Annotated in this window: 20 protein-coding genes; 10 read left to right on the top strand and 10 right to left on the bottom strand. The window is 62.3% G+C overall.

All coding sequences use genetic code 11. The features are described from left to right. Positions 1–18 precede the first annotated feature (18 nt). Positions 19–462, top strand: a complete 444-nt coding sequence (locus ACP7AL_RS21880) for an MgtC/SapB family protein (RefSeq protein ID WP_425994240.1) — start codon at positions 19–21, stop codon at positions 460–462. A 47-nt stretch (positions 463–509) separates the two neighbouring features. On the opposite strand, the gene ACP7AL_RS21875 is transcribed toward ACP7AL_RS21880, so the two are convergent. Next, entirely contained in the window at positions 510–824 is a 315-nt protein-coding gene (locus ACP7AL_RS21875; protein WP_081758591.1) for a hypothetical protein, read from the bottom strand. Positions 825–1001: 177 nt separating this feature from the next. Between ACP7AL_RS21875 and ACP7AL_RS21870 the strand changes: the two genes are divergently transcribed. After that, positions 1002–1253: a DUF6719 family protein gene (locus ACP7AL_RS21870; protein ID WP_006020341.1), complete on the top strand. Its 252-nt coding sequence runs from the start codon at positions 1002–1004 to the stop codon at positions 1251–1253. Positions 1254–1261: 8 nt separating this feature from the next. On the opposite strand, the gene ACP7AL_RS21865 is transcribed toward ACP7AL_RS21870, so the two are convergent. The 3 genes from ACP7AL_RS21865 to ACP7AL_RS21855 all read right to left on the bottom strand — a co-directional run bounded on the left by ACP7AL_RS21865 (position 1262) and on the right by ACP7AL_RS21855 (position 3628). After that, positions 1262–1816, bottom strand: coding sequence for a cupin domain-containing protein (locus ACP7AL_RS21865; RefSeq protein ID WP_425994237.1), 555 nt, complete (start codon positions 1814–1816; stop codon positions 1262–1264). A 198-nt stretch (positions 1817–2014) separates the two neighbouring features. After that, positions 2015–3208 (bottom strand): ABC transporter substrate-binding protein, encoded by a 1194-nt coding sequence (locus ACP7AL_RS21860; RefSeq protein ID WP_425994235.1) that lies wholly within the window; start codon positions 3206–3208, stop codon positions 2015–2017. A 207-nt stretch (positions 3209–3415) separates the two neighbouring features. Further along, the gene (locus ACP7AL_RS21855) at positions 3416–3628 is read right to left on the bottom strand and encodes a KTSC domain-containing protein (protein WP_024919116.1); all 213 of its coding nucleotides are present in this window, start codon (positions 3626–3628) and stop codon (positions 3416–3418) included. A gap of 99 nt (positions 3629–3727) precedes the next feature. On the opposite strand from ACP7AL_RS21855, the gene clpS reads away from it, so the two are divergent. The 3 genes from clpS to ACP7AL_RS21840 all read left to right on the top strand — a co-directional run bounded on the left by clpS (position 3728) and on the right by ACP7AL_RS21840 (position 6110). Continuing rightward, positions 3728–4039 carry an ATP-dependent Clp protease adapter ClpS gene (clpS, locus tag ACP7AL_RS21850; protein WP_006020345.1) on the top strand — a complete coding sequence of 104 codons (312 nt, stop codon included), beginning with the start codon at positions 3728–3730 and terminating at the stop codon, positions 4037–4039. Positions 4040–4143: 104 nt separating this feature from the next. After that, on the top strand, positions 4144–5208 hold the full coding sequence (locus tag ACP7AL_RS21845; protein WP_425994232.1) for a phospholipase: 1065 nt from the start codon (positions 4144–4146) through the stop codon (positions 5206–5208). 53 nt (positions 5209–5261) lie between these two features. Further along, complete coding sequence (locus ACP7AL_RS21840) at positions 5262–6110, top strand: tetratricopeptide repeat protein (RefSeq protein ID WP_425994230.1); 849 nt, start codon at positions 5262–5264, stop codon at positions 6108–6110. 17 nt (positions 6111–6127) lie between these two features. Here ACP7AL_RS21840 and ACP7AL_RS21835 read toward each other — a convergent pair whose 3' ends face one another. Next, positions 6128–6451, bottom strand: a complete 324-nt coding sequence (locus ACP7AL_RS21835; protein WP_425994228.1) for a hypothetical protein — start codon at positions 6449–6451, stop codon at positions 6128–6130. A gap of 262 nt (positions 6452–6713) precedes the next feature. On the opposite strand from ACP7AL_RS21835, the gene ACP7AL_RS21830 reads away from it, so the two are divergent. After that, positions 6714–7022, top strand: coding sequence for an MliC family protein (locus tag ACP7AL_RS21830; RefSeq protein ID WP_024919120.1), 309 nt, complete (start codon positions 6714–6716; stop codon positions 7020–7022). A gap of 9 nt (positions 7023–7031) precedes the next feature. On the opposite strand, the gene ACP7AL_RS21825 is transcribed toward ACP7AL_RS21830, so the two are convergent. After that, complete coding sequence (locus ACP7AL_RS21825; RefSeq protein ID WP_425994225.1) at positions 7032–7427, bottom strand: RidA family protein; 396 nt, start codon at positions 7425–7427, stop codon at positions 7032–7034. Positions 7428–7817: 390 nt separating this feature from the next. Continuing rightward, the gene (locus ACP7AL_RS21820) at positions 7818–8885 is read right to left on the bottom strand and encodes a linear amide C-N hydrolase (protein ID WP_425994223.1); all 1068 of its coding nucleotides are present in this window, start codon (positions 8883–8885) and stop codon (positions 7818–7820) included. 163 nt (positions 8886–9048) lie between these two features. Between ACP7AL_RS21820 and ACP7AL_RS21815 the strand changes: the two genes are divergently transcribed. Further along, positions 9049–9639, top strand: a complete 591-nt coding sequence (locus ACP7AL_RS21815) for an NADPH-dependent FMN reductase (RefSeq protein ID WP_024919122.1) — start codon at positions 9049–9051, stop codon at positions 9637–9639. 1 nt (position 9640) lies between these two features. Here ACP7AL_RS21815 and ACP7AL_RS21810 read toward each other — a convergent pair whose 3' ends face one another. Next, on the bottom strand, positions 9641–11056 hold the full coding sequence (locus ACP7AL_RS21810; protein WP_425994221.1) for an MFS transporter: 1416 nt from the start codon (positions 11054–11056) through the stop codon (positions 9641–9643). Positions 11057–11167: 111 nt separating this feature from the next. Between ACP7AL_RS21810 and ACP7AL_RS21805 the strand changes: the two genes are divergently transcribed. Then, the gene (locus tag ACP7AL_RS21805) at positions 11168–12253 is read left to right on the top strand and encodes a DUF2336 domain-containing protein (protein WP_425994219.1); all 1086 of its coding nucleotides are present in this window, start codon (positions 11168–11170) and stop codon (positions 12251–12253) included. Between the two features lie 82 nt (positions 12254–12335). Here the strand turns inward: ACP7AL_RS21805 and ACP7AL_RS21800 are convergent, their stop codons facing one another. Then, complete coding sequence (locus ACP7AL_RS21800; RefSeq protein WP_006020357.1) at positions 12336–12551, bottom strand: hypothetical protein; 216 nt, start codon at positions 12549–12551, stop codon at positions 12336–12338. 33 nt (positions 12552–12584) lie between these two features. Continuing rightward, a complete protein-coding gene (locus ACP7AL_RS21795; protein WP_425994217.1) occupies positions 12585–12794 on the bottom strand; it encodes a hypothetical protein in 210 nt (69 codons plus the stop codon). Between the two features lie 258 nt (positions 12795–13052). On the opposite strand from ACP7AL_RS21795, the gene ACP7AL_RS21790 reads away from it, so the two are divergent. Both ACP7AL_RS21790 and ACP7AL_RS21785 read left to right on the top strand, forming a co-directional pair. Next, positions 13053–13706 carry a VOC family protein gene (locus tag ACP7AL_RS21790; protein ID WP_425994215.1) on the top strand — a complete coding sequence of 218 codons (654 nt, stop codon included), beginning with the start codon at positions 13053–13055 and terminating at the stop codon, positions 13704–13706. A 161-nt stretch (positions 13707–13867) separates the two neighbouring features. Beyond that, the gene (locus ACP7AL_RS21785; RefSeq protein WP_425994213.1) at positions 13868–14722 is read left to right on the top strand and encodes a 3-hydroxybutyryl-CoA dehydrogenase; all 855 of its coding nucleotides are present in this window, start codon (positions 13868–13870) and stop codon (positions 14720–14722) included. Positions 14723–14727 lie beyond the last annotated feature (5 nt).

Below are 14727 nucleotides of genomic sequence, written 5' to 3'. Positions count from 1 at the left end.
TGAACCGTGGAGAATCTCATGCAATCACTTCTGGAAGCCGCGGGCAGTTTCCGGCTCGGCCCTCATCTGGTCGCGCTGACCATAGCTTACGTGCTGGCGCTGCCGATCGGCTGGAATAGGGAAAAGGAAGAGCGGAGTGCCGGGCTGCGGACCTTCCCGCTGGTTGCGCTGGCGACCTGCGGCATCGTGCAGGCCACCGAGCACATTCTCGCAGGTCACCCCGAAGGCACGGCACGGATCATCGAGGGCCTGATGACCGGCATGGGTTTCATCGGCGGCGGCGCCATCCTCAAGACCGACAATACGGTACGCGGTACAGCCACAGCCGCCAGCCTCTGGGCCACGGGCGCCACCGGCGCGGCGGTCGGGCTCGGCGCCTACGACGTCGCCGTGGTCATTTCACTGTTCACGTTCCTGACGCTCTGGCTGCTGGCCCCGCTCAAGCAGGAAGCCAAGAAGTAAGAGATCCGGCACGGGGTAAGCGCGCCGGATTGCTCCGGTGGAGCGGGCTACCGGCCCACCTTACCCGGGTAGCCGGGATTGGACGTGCTGTCGCCGGGGAGGCCGCTCGGGGAGGCGCCGGTCCCGATTTTCCCGGGCGTCGATGTGTTCGGCACGCCAGGCTGGTTGACCCCGGTGTTGCTGCCGGTGGTCCCCGGTGACGGAGCCGTTGCTGCAGGTGGTGGAGTTGCCGGTGAAACGCCAGGCGAACCCGCAGCCGAGCCGCCCGGCGAGGAGGGCGGAGCAACCTGAGCGGACGCCGCAATCGTCGAGGCCGCAAGCGAGGCGGCGATGATCGTTGTCAGAAGCAATTTACGTCGCATTAGAACCTCCGTTGCTACTGGAGGCTCAACACATCGTGCGGCACACCGTTCCGGTCCGGCCGCGTGATGCCTGCCGGAAGACCATGCCGAGAAAATAATCATCGTGCTGCTGTTCGCATCTTGGAACCTTCACCGAAAAAGCGCATTGTGATTTCTGCCGTCCCAGAGATGAGTGTCATGCGTACCGTTGTTGCTCTCGCACTTCTTTGCACCGTCTCCGCGCCGTGCCTGGCGCAGGAATTGTCACCCAACTTCCTGAAAAAAGAACCTTATTTCCTCTCGCCGTGGTCCGTCGTCTATGTCGACAACGGGAGCTGCGGTGTAGGCAAGGTGATGAAGGTCACGGGTGCGCTCGGTGCGCTCCGGCGCAAGAAGGCTTGCGTCCCGATGGGACGCGAACAGGCCTCGCGCGCCGTCGCGATCCCCTGATCCTCTGGCTAACTGCGTTTTTTCCATAGCTCGACCAGCGGGCCGCGCGATCCGTATACCGGATCGGTGTCCGGCAGCGCGACTTCCGGAATGCTCTGGACTGAAAGGTGATAGTTTTCCGGGGTCGGACGCGAGATCTGCATCTGCGGGCCGGGCGGGTAAGCGCCTACCACGACGAAGTCGTCACTCGCCGACAGCCGCTGGTGACCGGTGCCTGCGGGCAGGATCGCGACATCGCCCTTTCTGATCTCGAAATCTTCGCCATGGTCGCCGCCGAAGCGAACCAGCGCCCGGCCGCGCGCGACGCCCAGCACTTCGTGAACCGTCGCATGATAGTGGAGGTAGTCGAAAATACCGTTGCGCCAGGTCCGGCCCCAGCCATTGGCGTGGAACGTGTCCTCGATGGCCTGTTCCGGATTGCCGTTTTCGAGTGCGATCGCGCTCTTGTAGAGCAGGAACGGCAGCCGGTTGTTCGGGACCGATCCATCATCTGGAAAGACGAAGGATACGGGCTTGATCTTGAACGATGGCGTCGAGGGATCCGAATGATAGGTCACAGTCATGGGGCCGAATCCATGGTTCCGTTATCAAATGGGGGATTTTGCCGGCGGCGAATGCCTGTGCGGCGGGGTCGCAAATACAACGCGGCAGCGGCGGCTATGTTCCCGCCCGCCGGGTCGGCGTCTTAAGGCCAAAAGCAGAGGGCGCCGCGAGATGATCGCGACGCCCTGATAATGTGTCAGATGTCTGGTGGCGTTGCGTCAGTCGGCTTTCAGGACGCTGCCGAACTGGTCCCAGCTCTTGCCGTTCCACTTCTGCAACTGAAGCTGTGTGTAGGCCTGATTGACTGTCTCGCTTGTGTTGACCTTGATTCCGGGCAGCGCGGTCGGCAGCGTCAGATCCTTGATGCTTTTGCTCTGCTTCAGGATGTTTTCGCGCGACAGATCGTTGCCGCTTTGCTTGATCAACTGCTCGAGGATCATGCCCTGCTGGTAGCCAAACATGTAGTTCTGGTCAGCGAGGTCGGCTCCGGGGAGATACTTCTGTGCGAAGGCGATGAAGTCCTTCACACCCTGGTCATCCTTCCACTTCGGATCTGTCGGCTCTTTCTGGAAGCCCGCAGTTACCACACCCACCACCTTGTCGAGACCGACAGGCACGAAGGTTGCGCCGATCGAGGCCCCGACGAAGTTGACGACGGTGAGCGGTTTCCAGCCCATCTCGTTCATCTTGCGGAGAGCCTGCGCCGCGAATTTCGGCGTTCCCGCAAACAGGAATGCGTCGGGTGCGCTCGCCTTGAGGTTCACGACCTGTGAATCCACTGTCGGGTCGGCGACTTCATAGGGGATCGCAACGAGCTTGGTTGCGGCCTCGTCCTTGTAGGACGCCTTCATCGCGTTGAGGAAGTCCTTACCGAAGTCGTCGTTCTGATAGAGGATTCCGACCTTCGCGTTCGGCAGCTCCGCGCGGAAGTATTTCGCATAGACCTTGCCTTCGGTGTCGTAGCTCGGCAGCGACGTGGTGGTCAGCGGATATTCTTTGCTGTCCGTAAATTTTGTCGCGCCCGTTGTAATGAAGGCGGAGGGTATTTTCTTGCCGGTCAGATACTTGTTGGTTGCCGAGTTCGACGGAGTACCGAGCTGGCCGAACATGAAAGCGACCTCGTCGCTTTCGATCAGCTTGCGGGTGTGTTCGACAGCTTTCGGCGGGCTGTAGGCGTCGTCATAGGTGATGAGGTTGATCTTGCGGCCGTTGATGCCGCCGCGGTCGTTGATCTGGTTGACATAGGCGATCAGTCCCTTGCCGGCGTTGCCCAGCGCCGATGCCGGGCCACTGAAGGGGAAGGTCGCTCCGACCTTGATCTCGGTAGCGGTGACGCCAGGGGCGTCCGCCGCGACAGTAGCCGTGGTCAGCGTGAGCGATGCGGCAAGCGCGGCGAATAATATCCTCGACATAGTGGTTCTTTCTCTCCCGTGAGCCGCCCGTCCATCGATGCGGATTATTAGTTCGATTTTAGAACTTGAAATTAGCTTCCGCGAAAAGGGGGTGCAAGCGGAAAAAATCAATCGCTAAAGGAGATTTATGCGACATAACCGCCGCGAATGTGGATCAATACCGGCCTCAGTATCGATTCTGGACTGTCAGGCCGGCTCAAGCGGTGGTCAGCCGCCGCGGCGTTCGGCGAATTCGTAGCGGTCGCGGATCAGGGTGTTGAAGAAATCGCCCTTCGAAGCAGCCCGGCAGAACTGGAAATAGACCTCGCCGGGAACGCCGAAATAGCTGTAGGACCGTCCGCTCGTGAAAGTGACGTGAAGCTCGCGCGCCGGCGCGTTATAATCGATGCGCGAAATCACGCTTGATGCGACCTGCGGCATGCGGCCCCTCGATGATCCCAGCCTGCCGAATATGGGGTGCGGAACGAACCATACCAACCCGCGAACGTGTCCGAGACAGACCAGTCCGAGAGATGCCTGATGAGCCCGACAACCGTCAAACCGAAAACCACCACCAAGACCAAGGTCAAGCTGGAGCGGCCGCCGCTCTACAAGGTGATCCTGCTCAATGACGACTACACGCCGCGCGAATTCGTCGTCAGCGTGCTGAAAGCGGTTTTCCGCATGGGCGCGGAGACGGCAAGCCGCGTGATGCTCACCGCGCATCAGAAGGGCGCCTGCGTCATCGCGGTCTACACGCGCGATGTGGCCGAGACCAAGGCCAAGGAAGCGACTGAGCTCGGCAAGGCCAAGGGCTATCCGCTGTTCTTCACGACGGAGAAGGAAGAATAGGCGGGGCCGCTTTCATACGGTCAGCCTGCTGAAATCGTAAATCATGGCTGCCAGTCCGGGGCCTCGCCTTGCCTGCGCGCCGCTCCGGACGGTAGCGTGCGGCGATGACATCCGATCCCGCAACGATCCTGCCGCCATTGTTCGCGTGCCTCGAGACGCTCGGCGTTATCGCGCGTCACCTCGATCCCCAGACCTTCGGTGAAGTGATGGAGGCGGCCGGCACGCCGGACGCGGCGTTGCGCGCGGCCTATTCGGACTTCAAGCCGTCCGATGCATCGGACGACGTCGGCAAGCGGCTTGTCGCCGCAAGCGATGAAGCCCTGTCGGCGTTCGCAGAATTGCGTGCGGCGCTGGACGGCGGCGACATCCGCTCCGTATTCAAGGCCCTGCGCCATCTGCCGCGTGCGCAGGAGGCGCTTTATCCGCTGGCCTCGATGATCCCGGCGGTGAACGGCTTCTTTCTCGATTCATCCCTGCGCTCCGACGCCGACGTCCTTGCGCGCAGCATGCAGCCGCCGCGTGAGGGCGTGACCGGCGTGATGCACTTCGACAATGAACCGCGCACGCGCGGCGGCTTCTCGCTCTACGTGCCGGAAACCTACACGCCGGATCGCGCGTGGCCGCTGGTGGTCGCGCTGCACGGCGGCAGCGGGCATGGCCGCGGCTTCCTGTGGAGCTGGCTGCGCGACGCGCGCAGCTTCGGTGCGATCCTTGTCGCGCCGACATCGGCAGGCAACTCGCTGGGCAGCACGTGGGCGCTGATGGGCGACGACAACGATACGCCGAACCTCGCGCGCATCGTGGAGCAGGTCAGCGCGCAATGGAATGTCGATCCCGACCGGCGGCTGCTGACAGGCATGAGCGACGGCGGCACGTTCTGCTATGTCAGCGCGCTCGATAGCGGCTCGCCCTTCACGCATCTCGCGCCGGTGTCCGCGACATTCCATCCGATGCTGATTTCGATGGCCGACGCGCAGCGCATGCAGGGGCTGCCGATCTATCTGGTCCACGGCGCGCTGGACTGGATGTTTCCGGTCGAGGTGGCGCGGCAGGCGCAGCGCGCGCTAAGCGTGGCGGGCGCAAACGTGACCTATCGCGAGATTGACGATCTCGCCCACACCTATCCACGCGAGATCAACGCGCCGCTGCTGAACTGGCTGAAGGCATAGCGGTGCGGGCCGATGTCGGGGTATAACGGGCCATGAAGCGACCCGGGTTCCCGATGAAGCAGACCGCAGTTTCAATTGCACATATTTTCAGCATCGCCGCAGCCGCGCTGATTGCCGCCGGCAATCATACGCCGGCGCATGCGCAGTCCGCCGATCTCGTGCTGTGCGACCGGCTGGCCGCCGATCCTGCCGACCCTGACAAGCCTGCCGATGTGAAAGGCGTCGCCAGCGTCGCGGCGGCCGATGTCGCGACCGCGATCAAATTCTGCAAGCAGGCGTCGGGTGCGCGGCGCGCGATGTATCAGCTCGGCCGCGCCTATGCGGCGAACAACCAGAGCGGTGAGGCGATCGGCGCGTGGCGCAAGGCCGCCGACAAGGGCAGCACGTCGGCGATGGTCGAGCTCGGCGTCGCCTATGCGACAGGCGTGGGCATCGCGAAAGACGAAGCAGCGGCAGCCAAGCTGTTCGAGCGCGCGGCGCAGGGCGGCAATCCACGCGGCGTCAGCAATCTCGCGGCGTTGTCGGGCAAGGGCGGTGCCGCGCCTGCCGATGCGGCCCGCTCGCGCAGCCTGCTGGCGAAAGCGGCGGAGACCAACGCGGAGGCGCAGTTTCAACTGGGACTGATGTTGCAGGATGGCGTCGGCGGCCCGAAGGACGACGCGGGGGCGCGCAACCTGTTCGAGAAGGCGGCGGCACAGGATCATCCCGGCGCGCTGGAGCGGATGGGTGCATTCGCGAAGGAAGGCCGCGGCGGTCCGCAGGATTCGAGCGCAGCGAAAACCTACTACGAGAAATCCGCGGCGCTCGGCAACGAGGACGCCAAGGCCGCGCTCAAGCGCGCGCAATGTCCCTACGTGCTCAAGGACAAGTCCGGCAAGGTTGTCACCAATCTGTGCTTCTGACGATCTGCAGACGCGCGTTAGCGCTCGCCCGCTCTTTGCTCGCGAACGACGTGCGCGCTGATCGCGGTTTCGGTTGCGCGCGGGCGCTGCGTCTTTCCCGCATCCGGATTGAAGTTAAAAATCTCCAGGCTGCGCAGATGCGTCGATGCCCGCGAGACAAACACCGGCGTATCGCCGGAGATCGCCCGAATGGTCTGGTGCCCGCAGCCCGTGCAGGCGTAGGTGAATTCCAGCTTGGTCATCGCCCAGCGTACGTCCATCACCTCCATGAGGTGACGCCGGCATTCCGGGCACACGATCACGGCCGGCTTGGCATCCCGGAGCGGCACGTTTTCGAGCATCTGGACTCTCCTTCCTGACCGAAGGACGGCGGATATAGGCGTCTGAAAGCGCTTGCGAAATCGCAAGCACCGGCGACGGCCTCAGTTTACCGCCATGCAGGGGGTAACTCCCGGGAACTGTTGCGATATGCACAGGAAAGGTGGGTCTGCTAGAGTGCCGGGCGGGCGCGGATCAAGGCCGGGTTGGCCGAGGCTCAGGCGAACAAGGCCAAAGCGGATCAGACACCGGCGGCCTGATGTCGTTGGTCAGGAGAGGCGAACCATGAAATTTCTTGTCGTATGTCTCGCGGCGGCGGTCGCCGTTCTGGTCGATGCGGAGTCATCGCCCGTGGCTGCGCAAACCTTCCAGAGCTTCACCTGCGCCGACGGCGCGAGTTTCACGGCGGCCTTCCTCAAGTACGATCCGAAACAGGTCCATCTGCAACTCGATGGCAAAGCTGTCGCGCTCAGGAAGCGCTTCACGCTGACGGGTTCGCGCTACACGGGACGCGGCGTCACGCTGACGATGAACAAGTCCGGCACCATCCTGCGTCACGGCAAGCGCGGGCCGACCCGATGCACCGCGCAGTGACGACGAGGACTATTTGACCGCCGCGATGCAATCGATCTCGATGTCGAAATGTCCTGGCCATGCGGGCACGCAGACGAAAATACGGACAGGCGGATTGTCCGGAAAGTATCTGGCGTAGATTGCGTTGACCGCCGCGAACTTCTCGACCGATGTGCAATAGACGTTGCACTTGAGAACGTTATCCAGCGACGACCCTGCCGTCTCGACACATAGCTTCAGTTGATCCAGCACGAGTTCCGTCTGGCGCTCGATCGGTGCATCGACGACGTCGCCCGTGGCCGGATCAAATGGCGGAAAGCCGGAGACGTAAATCGTGTCGCCGTGCCGCGTTACGGCGGAAGTCGGCGCTTTCCATCGCTCCAGATATGTGGAGAGCGGTTCGACGCGAATGATCTCACGAGGCATGAGCGAAGCTCCAGTCATAATTCGATCTGAACAGCATACGACGAAGAGCAGCCAAATCATTTCGACGCCGGTCGAACCATCTGCGGCGTCGCGTCCGCGATGACAAGACCGCCCCTGTGACAAACTCTGGCCTCAATATCTCGCCACGCTTCAACTGCGCCGCAGGGTGGGGACTCGTCGGCGCGACATGGGGTGTTTGCGTAAAAATCTGAATCAACAAGGCCTTGACCGGCCATCGATGACTCATGGGTTCAACAAGCCTGGGGAGGCGACATGAAATCAGCGAGGGAAACCGCCGCGCGCAGTCTTGCGCATCTGGGAATTATTGCGGCCTTTGCTGTCATCGCCATCGTGGTTTTCTTGCGCTGAGCAGCGCGATCCCAGCAGCGATCACAGGCCCAGGAACTTGAATGGCTCCGCCACTATGAAGTCCTTGCTGGTTTCGCCAGCAAACACATTGGTTTGGTTCGGCCCCAGATCGAGTCTCTTGACCTTGCCGGTTTCCGTGGAGAAGTCGATTGTCTTGAGATCGACCCAGAACGTATTCGGCGTCAATGCCGACTCGAAGAAGTATAGCTTGCGCTTGTGGTCAGCGACCGTGCGCCAGCGGGTCGAGGAGATGTTGGGCTGGTCGGGGGTCGTAATGCCGAACGGGACCGAAGTATTGCGGATCACGCTGAATACACTGGCCAGTGCCACAACCGGGTCTTCGCTCTTCGGGATGGCATTCACGTAGAACGAGGCGCGGGCAAAGCGGTCGGAGGCACGGTTCGTCCCCGGCAGAAACACGGTGCCACCAATCTCCTTCCAGTAGGCATTTAGCGCAAGCTGTTGGTCGAATGTCGGTGAATTGGTCATCACCTGATATTCGCGGCCATGATGGATGACCTGCTTGCCGCCGATATATTCGATGATGGCGCTGTCCCCGCTCGCGTCCGATAGCGACAGATGCAGCGTCGCAAGCCGATCCTGTCCGGGGACCGTGTCAGTCACGATTGTAAATGGCTCCTGCCGCAGCGTTTCGACGGCTTCCGCGACGGTCGCGAAATTGTCGAGCGCATACTGCGCCCAGGCGGCGATGGTGAGACCGGGCTTGGTCTGGTCGAACTTCGGATATTGCGACTCCACGAGCCACAACACGTTTGCCATCAGGCCTCTTTCGTTCATGCCGTCGGTGGTCGAAATCTCATAGCCCGATGCAATGACGCTGCCGTACTTTGACGTCCACTTGATTGAATTGGGACCGGCTTCGCCGCTGCGTTTCATGCCGCGCGGAAATATCCAGAGATTGGTCTGAACATCGACCTTCCAGTCCATCGAACGCGCCGTGATGACGTCGTCACCATGGCCAAGATAAACCAGCCGTGTGCAGGCATTGGCGACGGAAGAGACTCCGAAGACTGCAGAGATCAGGGCCGCGGTGGCATCACGCCACAAGGATGATTTTCGGGCCATCATCAAATCCTCCGGATTTTAGTTCGGACCAAGGTCGTCACGGCGAACAATAAGCACGCACTATCATTTCGCAATATCCGGCGACCGGAGTGAGATGTGCTCAATTCGGTCTTGTCTCGTGCCTTAACTTCGATAGGCTTGTGAATTCTCAATCCGGGGCAGGCCCATGACCGACCGAATTCTCGTTCTCTACGGGTCTTACCGTTCTGACCGGATGGGCATTCGCCTTGCGAATTTCATCGTCAAAGGCCTGCGTGAGCGCGGCGCGGACGTCGAACTGATCGATGCAAAGGCCGTCGGCCTGCCGATGCTGGACCGGATGCGCAAGGAATATCCGAAGGGCGAAGTGCCTGCGGCACTGGAGGAGCTTGGACAGAAGATCATCGCCGCCGACGGCTTCGTGTTCGTCACGGGCGAATACAACTGGGGACTTCAGCCGGGCCTGAAGAATCTCACCGATCATTTTCTGGAGGAATGGTTCTGGCGGCCGGCGGCCATTGCCAGCTATTCGGCCGGACGGTTCTCCGGCGCGCGGGCTGCGCTGGCATGGCACGGCACGCTGTCGGAGATGGGTATGGTGGTGATCTCATCCACCATCGCGGTCGGGCCGATCGGGCAATCGCTGTCTGAGACGGCTGAGCCGACAGGGCCGGGCGGCGAGGCGCTCAAAAAATCCTTCCCGCGTTTCGCCGATGACCTGATGTGGTGGGTCGAGGCCGCCAAGACCCAGCGCGCGAAGAAAGCGCCGCCGTATTAGCTCAACGCGGGTCGCGCGCGATCAGCAGAAACGCCGAGAGTGATGCGCCGATACAAAGCATCGCGGCGCAAACGCTCGCGACCCCGAACGCGGTGGGGAGCGAGGATCCCATCGTAGCCAGGACTCCGCCGATCAGCGCTGTTGTCACAAGGCCGCCGGTGCGTGCCACCGCGCTGTTGAGCCCGGACGCGGCGCCGACATGGTGCTCGTCCACCGACATCAGGACCGCAGTCGTCAACGGGGCAACGGCGCCTGCCATGCCGAACGCGATGACAATCATCGCCGGCAGCACATCGCGCCAGTAGCTCTGCGCTGCGCCGATCCGCATCGCGAGCAGGAAGCCCAGGGCGACGACAAGAGGCCCGATGATCAAAGGCCATCGCGGACCGGTTCTGGCCGCGAATGCGCCCGCGAGCGGGGAAGCCACGGCAATCACCAGCGGCAACGGCAGCAGTGCCGCGCCGGCCTGCGTTGCGGAATAGCCGCCGGCTGTGATGAGCACGAACGGCACCAGCACGAACAGACCGCCGAGCGCGCCGTAGAGCAGGAACGTCAGCAGCGTAAGGCCGACGAAGCTCGGCGAGCCGAACAGCACCAGCGGCATCATCGCCCTGTCGCCGCGGCGATGTTCCGCCCACACGAACGCGATCAGGAATACGCCCCCCGCGGCCATCAGCGCCACGGCGAATAGCGACCAGCCATGCGCCGAGCCTTCGGTCAGCCCCCAGGTCGTGAGTCCGAGCCCGAGGGTGGCGAGCAGCGCGCCTGCGCTGTCGAGCGCCTCCGTTTGCTCTTCGCGGTCGATGGGCACGGAAACAGTGGCCAGCCAGATGGCGGCGAACGCCAGCGGCAAATTGATGAGAAATGCGAACCTCCAGCTTCCGATATCGATCAGCCAGCCGCCGAACACGGGACCGACCGCCCCCGCGGCCGCCCCCGTCGCGGCCCAGATGCCGATGGCGCGGCCTTTGGCTTCGCCGGAAAATGTTTGTCCGAGGATCGCGAGGCTGTTCGGCATCAGCATCGCCGCACTCGCGCCCTGGATAAAGCGCGCGGCGAGCAGCCATCCCAGCGTCGGGGCCAATGCACAGGCCAGCGACGCAATGGCGAACAGCGCGACGCCTGCGATCAAGAGCCGCCTGCGGCCATAACGGTCTCCCGCCGCGCCGCCGAGCAGCAGCAGTGCGCTGAGCGGCAGGAGATAGGCGTTGACCACCCACTGCAACTGGCTCGAGTCGGCGCGGAAGTCAGCGCCGATCGCGGGCAGTCCGACATTGACCACCGAGCCGTCGATGAAGGCGAGGCTCGACGCCAGGATCGTCGTTGCAATGACGAGGTTCGGACGATCCGCATGGCCGCCGCATGGCTGCGCCTGGGCACTGGCGACATCACAGGAAGGATGGAGAGCGTTACTCATCCCGGCCTTTTACGGCAAACGGTATCATTTAACGACCTCGAAACGATCAGGCCGTATGATCGGCTGTTTTTTGAAAGTCATTTTCCCGTCTGCTTTAGCTCAGGATTCGCTGTGCACAATCATTTCATTCAGGAACTGCAGGCCGCCATCGGCAACAGATCGGCCGATCGCCGGGTCACCACGCTGCGGAAGGTGACGGATCTCTTCCTCGATCAGGGAAGCCGCCTCGGTCTGGCGCAGATCGAAATCTTCGACAGTCTGCTTCTTGGTTTTATCGGCGATTGCGACGTCGACGTGCTTGTGGAGCTCAGCCGGAAACTCGCGCCCGTGCCGTTCGCGCCGGTCTCTGTTGTGCGCAAGCTGGCGAGCGATCTCAACGTCACCGTCGCGGGTCCGGTGCTGACGCAGTCTCCCGTGCTGTCCGGCGATGATCTCCTTGAGATCGCGACATCGCGCGGGCAGGGACATCTGCTGGCCATCTCCGGCCGCGCAGAAATCGGTACCGCCTTGACACAGGCCCTGATCGATCTCGGTGACAGGGATGTGCTGCGCCGTGTTGCGGGCAACGAGGGCGCGGCGATCTCGCGCGCGGGATTGTTGCGGCTTGTTGCAGCCTCAAAGGGCGATCCGCTGCTGGCGGAAAAAACCGGGCTGCGCGCCGATCTGCCGGTCCGGCTGCTGCATGAACTGCTGGACAATTGCGCAGGCGCCGTTCACGCGCGGCTCATGGCCAAGGCGCCGACCTCGCTGCGAGGTGAAATTCAAAGCCGCGTCGAGACCATCGCACGGGAATCGAAACGCCAGGCGGAACGTCCGCGCGATCTTCGTTCCGCGCTGGCGCTTGTCGAGCGGCTGGTGGAGAAGCGGCAGTTGACGGAAGACAAATTGCTCGAGTTCGCCAAGGACCGGCAGTATGAGACGATCATCGCGGCGCTCGCCGCGATGACAGGCGCGCCGATCCCCCTGATCCAGCCATTGATGAGGATTCATCGCCACGACGGATTGATGACGGCGTGCCGCGCCGCCGATCTCTCTTGGGAGACGGCGAAGGCGGTGATCCTCAGCCGCCTGTTGTCACTGCCTGCGGCCGAGATCGAGCAGCTCCGCAAGACCTACGAGGAGGTTTCGTTCTCCTCAGCCAAACGCGCGCTCTATATCTGGCAAGAGCAGACCATGAAGCCGCGGCGCGCCGGATAGGGGCCGCTGTACTGAGGGTGTGTGATAGATAAATTCTGGGTCCCCGCTTTCGCGGGGACGAGCGGAGGTGAAAGCGATCCGTCTATCGTTCACCCACCGCAGCACCGTCACTGGACCGTTGCTCCCTGGGGTCCGGTCCGCTCAGCCACAATGGCACGTAAGGCTTTTGTCTCGGGGCAGCCTTGTCGATGATGACGGTCATCATGGTCAGCTGCGTGTGGATCAGGGTCGTGTCGTCGGTTTCGGATGCAGCCTTGATCAGCGTACGCAGATGTTTGAAGGCTTGAGCTGACTCCATCGTGGTCTCCCCTGTGCGTTCGGTCCGAATGACTTAACTCCAAGGACTTTCAACAATCTTCGCCGGCGTAGGGCGGCTTCGCTGGCCGATCCGCTCCAGCGCACGTACGACCTGATCGTCATCGAGCACGGATCGCAGGCTGCTGATCGTTGCCTCGCGGTCCTGCGAACCGGACCCGATATCACGGCCGAGAATGCCGCGCGCCTTCTGAACAGCCGCAATGACAATATCCTGATCGTCCATTGTCGTGAACTCCGCTGTCCCCAGCAGCTTACCGTCCGGATGATAAGGTTCAACCGGAACGTCGACAGTTTGGTTCCCCGCAAATCGATTTCAGGACGGCATGAGGTATCCGCCATCCGGGTGATGCCAGTCTGATTGGAGCCGCAGAAATGGGTTCATGGGCGGCCACCGTCCATGTAGGCTGGGTTCCATATCGTGATCTCTTTCCCAGGTTTTTATCGCCCGTCTCAATGGATTAAAGAACCAAGGAGGCCAGACATGAGCACCCAAGCGCGCAGCGACATGAAGCTGGAGGTCGTTGTCATCCCCGTGTCGGACGTCGATCGCGCCAAAAGCTTTTATGGCGGATTGGGATGGAGGCTGGACGCCGACTTCGCCGCCGGCGACGAATGGCGCGTGATCCAGTTCACGCCGCCCGGCTCGGAGTGCTCGGTCATCTTCGGAAAAAACGTGACTGCGGCGGCTCCCGGCTCCGCGCAGGGGCTGTACCTGATCGTGTCCGATATCGAGGCCGCCCGCAATGACCTGCTCGGCCGCGGTGTCAAGGTCGGCGAGATCTTTCACGGCGTCGGCGACAGGCATTCCGGCACGGACGAGCCATTTCTGTCCGGGAGCCACCGGGTCAGCGGCCCGGCGCCCAATCGTGGCAGCTACGGCTCGTACGCCTCGTTCAACGATCCCGACGGCAATGGCTGGCTTTTCCAGGAGATCACCACGCGATTGCCCGGACGGGTCGAGGCAGGGGACACGGTCTTCAAGTCATCGACCGAACTTGCGGCAGCATTGACGCGTGCGGCGATCGCGCACGGCGAGCACGAGAAGCAGACCGGCGGCAAACACGACGATAACTGGCCGCAGTGGTACGCCGAGTACATGGTGGCGGAGCAGGCAGGGGCGCCATTGCCGGCATAAGCGCAGGAAGCTCTGGCGTTCTTGCGGGATGTTAGCAGTAGCGCAGCCGGGCAGGGCGGAGTAGATAGCCGAGCCATGGATAAGGCACGACCAGGCCGTATGGCGATGCCATGCGGCGGGAAGGCTTGTTGCCGGATTGAAGCAATGAAAGGACAAGAGACATGATTGAAACGGTTGGCATTATCGGCGCCGGCACCATGGGGAACGGCATCGCGCAGATCAGCGCGGCTGCGGGGCTCCAGGTGGTGATGGTGGACATTTCCGACGCAGCCGTTTCGCGCGGTGTTTCCACCATCAGCGGCAGCCTCGATCGGCTGGTCAAGAAAGAGAAGATGACCGCGGCCGACCGCGACGCCGTGCTGGGGCGGATCAACGCGACCACCGACAAATCGAAACTGTCCTCCTGCGACCTCGTGATCGAAGCCGCCACCGAGAACGAGGAATTGAAAATCAAGATCCTCAAGGATCTCTGCGCCAACCTGCAACCGCGCGCGCTGGTCGCCACCAACACCTCGTCGATCTCGGTCACCCGTCTCGCGGCGGCAACCGATCGTCCCGATCGCTTCATCGGCATGCACTTCTTCAATCCGGTGCCGGTGATGCAACTCCTCGAACTGATCCGTGGCTTGCAGACCTCCGACGACACACACGCCAAGGCGCTCGCGTTCGCCCAGCGCGTCGGCAAGGTGGCGGTCACCGCCAAGAACAGTCCGGGCTTCGCGGTTAACCGGATCCTGTGCCCGATGATCAACGAGGCGGTGTTCGCATTGCAGGAAGGCATCGCATCGGCGGAAGAGATCGACGCCGGCATGAAGCTCGGCTGCAATCATCCGATCGGCCCGCTGGCGCTGGCCGACATGATCGGCCTCGACACCATGCTGTCGGTGATGGAGGTGTTCTACACCGGCTTCAACGATCCGAAGTACCGGCCCGCGCCGCTCTTGAAGGAAATGGTCGACGCCGGTCATCTCGGCCGCAAGACCGGCCAGGGATTCTACAGCTACGCCAAGGCGTGAGCAGG

It is taken from the genome of Afipia sp. DC4300-2b1 (assembly GCF_049895725.1).
GTDB lineage: Bacteria > Pseudomonadota > Alphaproteobacteria > Rhizobiales > Xanthobacteraceae > Afipia > Afipia broomeae.
Note: the sequence above shows the minus strand (reverse complement) of the source record. Positions and strands in the feature narration are given on the sequence as shown.